The sequence below is a fragment of the Kitasatospora sp. NPDC004240 genome, from assembly GCF_053603215.1.
This window is the reverse complement of sequence record NZ_JBSGFD010000380.1, coordinates 1-3849: the sequence shown is the minus strand read 5'-3', so window position 1 is coordinate 3849 and position 3849 is coordinate 1. Positions and strand designations below refer to the sequence as shown.

At 74.3% G+C, this 3849-nt stretch carries 4 protein-coding genes; 1 reads left to right on the top strand and 3 read right to left on the bottom strand.

The genetic code is table 11. The annotated features are described in order from the left end of the window. The first annotated feature begins 152 nt into the window (after positions 1-152). A complete protein-coding gene (locus ACWEQL_RS41575; protein WP_452156695.1) occupies positions 153-1763 on the top strand; it encodes an HtaA domain-containing protein in 1611 nt (536 codons plus the stop codon). A 137-nt stretch (positions 1764-1900) separates the two neighbouring features. Here the strand turns inward: ACWEQL_RS41575 and ACWEQL_RS41570 are convergent, their stop codons facing one another. From ACWEQL_RS41570 to ACWEQL_RS41560, 3 genes are all read right to left on the bottom strand, one after another. After that, the gene (locus tag ACWEQL_RS41570; protein ID WP_452156693.1) at positions 1901-2575 is read right to left on the bottom strand and encodes a biliverdin-producing heme oxygenase; all 675 of its coding nucleotides are present in this window, start codon (positions 2573-2575) and stop codon (positions 1901-1903) included. Between the two features lie 292 nt (positions 2576-2867). Next, positions 2868-3359 (bottom strand): inorganic diphosphatase, encoded by a 492-nt coding sequence (locus ACWEQL_RS41565; RefSeq protein WP_452156697.1) that lies wholly within the window; start codon positions 3357-3359, stop codon positions 2868-2870. A 222-nt stretch (positions 3360-3581) separates the two neighbouring features. Then, positions 3582-3849 (bottom strand): histidine phosphatase family protein (locus ACWEQL_RS41560; protein WP_452156691.1); only part of this gene is annotated, 268 nt, incomplete at its 5' end.

Below are 3849 nucleotides of genomic sequence, written 5' to 3'. Positions count from 1 at the left end.
CGGCCGGGGCCGGCCTGCTGGCCCACCGCCGCCGCACCCGGGGCGGACCGGTCGACCCGGCCTGACCGGCGCCCACCCCGGCCCTCTCACCCCGGCGTGCTCACCCGGCCGGGGCTCTCACCTCACCGATCACCGAACGGAGTACCGACACCATGTCACGCAGCACCGCCATGCCCGCGGGCAGCCGCAACCGCACCCGGCTCGCCGCCCTCGCGGCCGTCACCGCGGGCCTCGCCCTGACCGCCGTGGGCCTGCCCGCGACCGCCTTCGGCGCGGGCGGGCCGTCCATCGTCACGTATGACAGCGGCTCGCTCGACTGGGGGGTGAAGGCGAGCTTCCGCTCCTACGTGACCGGGTCGGTCGGCGCGGGCGCGGTGGAGCTGAGCGGCGGCGCCACCACCAACGCGGACGGCAGCTTCCGCTTCGGCCTGGCGAGCGCCCGGTACGACCTGGGCACCCACACGCTCGACTCCTCCTTCACCGGTGGCGTCCGGTTCACCGCCCACCACGGCGGGCTGGACATCGCGCTGAGCGACCTGCGGATCACCACCTCGGGGACGACCGGCACGCTGACCGCCGACACCGCCGCCAAGGAGTCGATCGGCGCCACCGAGACCACCCGACGGGACGACGTCCCGCTGGTGACCTTCACCGTGGGCCGGGACACCACCACCGGGGCGGCGACCGCGGCCAGGCTGACCGAGCAGGGCGCGAAGGCGTTCGCCGGCTTCTACCAGGCCGGGGCGGAGATGGACCCGCTCGCGCTGCTGCTGAAGCAGAGCCCGGCCACCCCGTCGGCCACCGCCTCGCCGTCCGCCTCCGCCACGGCCACAGCCACCGCCACGTCCACGGCGACGGCCACCGCCACGTCCACGGCCTCCGCCACCGCGACCACGAGCCCGACCGCGACCACCTCCGCCACCGCCTCGCCGACCGCGGGCCCGTCCGCGACGGCCACCGCTTCGCCGACCGCGACCGGCAGCCCGACCGCGACCCAGGGCCCCACCGCGGGCGGGCGCCTCCCGATCGTCAACGGCACCCTGGAGTGGTCGGTCAAGGAGAGCTTCCGCCGGTACGTGGAGGGCCCGTTGGCCCACGGGAAGGTGGAGTTCGGCGGAGGGGCGGCCGACTACCGCTTCGGCGGCGCGAGCGGCGCGTACGACACCGCCACCCACGCCGTGACGGCCGGCTTCACCGGCTCGGTCCGCTTCCTCGGCCACCCCGGGGCCGACGGCGGGTACCAGCTGGACACCACGCTGGCGAGGCTCGGGGTGAGCATCGACCGCTCGGGGGCCTTCCTGACCGCCGACGTCTCCGCCAAGTCCCGCGACGGCGGGGTGACCACGCTCACCGGTGTCCGGATCGCCGAGCTGGACCTCACCGGGCTGCGGCCCGCGCCCGTCAACGGCGTGGTCACCCTCTCCGCCGTCCCGGCGAAGCTGACCGCCGACGGCGTGGCCGCCTTCGCCCAGTACCGGGCGGGCGAGGCGCTCGACCCGGTGACCGTGCGGCTGGCCTTCGACAAGGACGCCCGGCTGCCGACGGGCCCGGCCGGTTCCGGAACCGTCACCGGCGGCGCGGCGGGCGGTTCGGGCGCCGGTACGGCCGGCGGCGCGACCCTGACCACCTCCGGTGGCGGGCTGCTCGCGTCCACCGGCGCGGACGCCCCGGTGGTGCCGCTGCTGGCGACCGCCGCCGGACTGCTGCTGCTCGGCGGGGGCGCCACCGCGCTGGTCCGCCGCCGTGGCGAGGTCCGGGTCTGATCCCCGGCACCCGGAAGGCCCCGGCGGGCGGTTCGACCGCTCGCCGGGGCCTTCCGGGTGCCGCCCGCGGAGACGTCCCCGCGGCGGGGCGTTCACACCGCGGGGCGTTCACACCGCGGGGCCCGCGCACAGGGCGATCACGCGCTCAGCGGGTAACGCCCGTCCAGGTCCCGGAAGATGGCGCCGTTGAGCACGAACGCCCGCTTGCACTCCTCCACCACCCGGCGCCGCTCGATGTCGTCCAGCGCGAGTCCGGCGGCGTCCAGCCTGGCGCGGTACTCCCGCTTGAAGGCGGCCGGGTTGTCGATGTCCTCGAAGACGTAGAACCGCACCCCGTCGCCCTTGCGCGCGAAGCCCCAGGTCTTCTCGGCTATCCCGCGGATGATCTGACCGCCCGACAGGTCGCCCAGGTAGCGGGTGTAGTGGTGGGCGAGGTACCCGGCCGGCCACTCGGCGGCCAGCTCCTCCACCCGGGCCACGTACGCGGCGGTGGCCGGCAGCGGGGCCAGCCCGTCCCGCCAGTCGGGGCCGCGCAGGTGGGCGAGGTCCCGCTCGATGGCGGCGGTGCGCAGCAGGGCCCGGTCGATGAACGGCCCGGCCACCGGGTGCCCGGCGAGCTCCTCGGCCCGCCCCTCCAGCGCCCGGTATACGTACCAGAGCTGGGCGGTGAGGTCGGCGTAGGCGGCGACCCCGAGGTGACCGCCGAGCAGTCGGCTCATGAACGAGGACTGCTCGGCCGCCTCGTGCTCCTCGGCGCTGGCGGTGCGGAGCACGGTGGAGAACGGGACGGGCTGCTCGTCGGGGCTGGTCATGCAGGCCTCCAGGGCTCGGGATCGCTCCCGATTGTTATGGTTAGCCTAACCTAAGTCAACGTTATACCGACAGCTTGTCGGCAAAACCGGCGATGCCACGGTACGACGAAACGATGACGCGATGGAACGGCGGCGCAGCGGAACGGTGACGCGACGGCGCGACGGCGCGACGGCGCGACGAGCTCGGGAACGGCGAAGGCCGGGGCGCGCGGATCGCTCCGCACACCCCGGCCTTCGACTGTCGCGGCCTGCCCCGAACTGCCCTGGAAGAACGAGATCGGCGCTCGACGGCTCAGTGGCCGCCGGACTCCGCCAGACGCTTGATCGACGCGGTGACCTCGGCCTCGGCCTCGGCGCGGCCGACCCAGTTGGCGCCCTCGACGGACTTGCCGGGCTCCAGGTCCTTGTAGACCTCGAAGAAGTGCTGGATCTCCAGGCGGTCGAACTCCGACACGTGGTGGATGTCCCGCAGGTGCTCCCAGCGCGGGTCGGTCGCCGGGACGCAGAGCAGCTTGTCGTCGCCGCCGGCCTCGTCCGTCATCTGGAACATGCCGATGGCGCGGCACTTGATCAGGCAGCCCGGGAAGGTGGGCTCGTCCAGGATGACCAGCGCGTCCAGCGGGTCGCCGTCCTCGCCGAGCGTGCCCTCGACGTAGCCGTAGTCGGCCGGGTAGCGGGTCGAGGTGAAGAGCATCCGGTCCAGGCGCAGACGGCCGGTCTCGTGGTCGACCTCGTACTTGTTACGAGAGCCCTTCGGGATTTCGATAAGGACGTCGAACTCCAACGGTTCCTCCAAGGTAGGGACTGACAGAATCCAAGTGTCTCCTACGGGAGTGAGTGCTCAGGAAAGGGGCCGGTCGGTGGCAGCAGGGGTCGGGGCGGGGAACCGCCGCAGGGGGACGGCCGCAGGGCTCTTCGGTACGGCGGTCCTGATCGCCGTGACCTTGCTGGGGTCGGGTGGTGCGTATGCGCAGCCCTCCCCGGGCCCGGGCGGGCACACCGCCGGTCAGGGCGAGGGCGAGGACCGCGACGGCAACCGCGGCAACGGGAACGGCAACGGCAACGGCGGCAACAAGCCGAAGGGCCGCGGCGCGGAGTCCGGCTCCCCGCGCCCCTCCGGTACGGGCACGCCCCACGCCCCGGCCCCGTCCGGCGGTGGCGCCCCCTCGGCCGGCGCCTCGAGCCAGGCGTCGAGGTCGTCGGGGTAGCGCTGCTGCACCTCGGCGAAGGTCAGGCCCTCCCAGTCGCCGAAGTCCACCTCGCGCAGCCCGTCC

Excerpts from the sequence above, each read along its gene's own strand:
- ACWEQL_RS41575 (WP_452156695.1), top strand. The coding sequence starts at position 153 with ATGTCACGCAGCACCGCCATGCCCGCGGGCAGCCGCAACCGCACCCGG.
- ACWEQL_RS41570 (WP_452156693.1), bottom strand. The coding sequence starts at position 2,575 with ATGACCAGCCCCGACGAGCAGCCCGTCCCGTTCTCCACCGTGCTCCGC.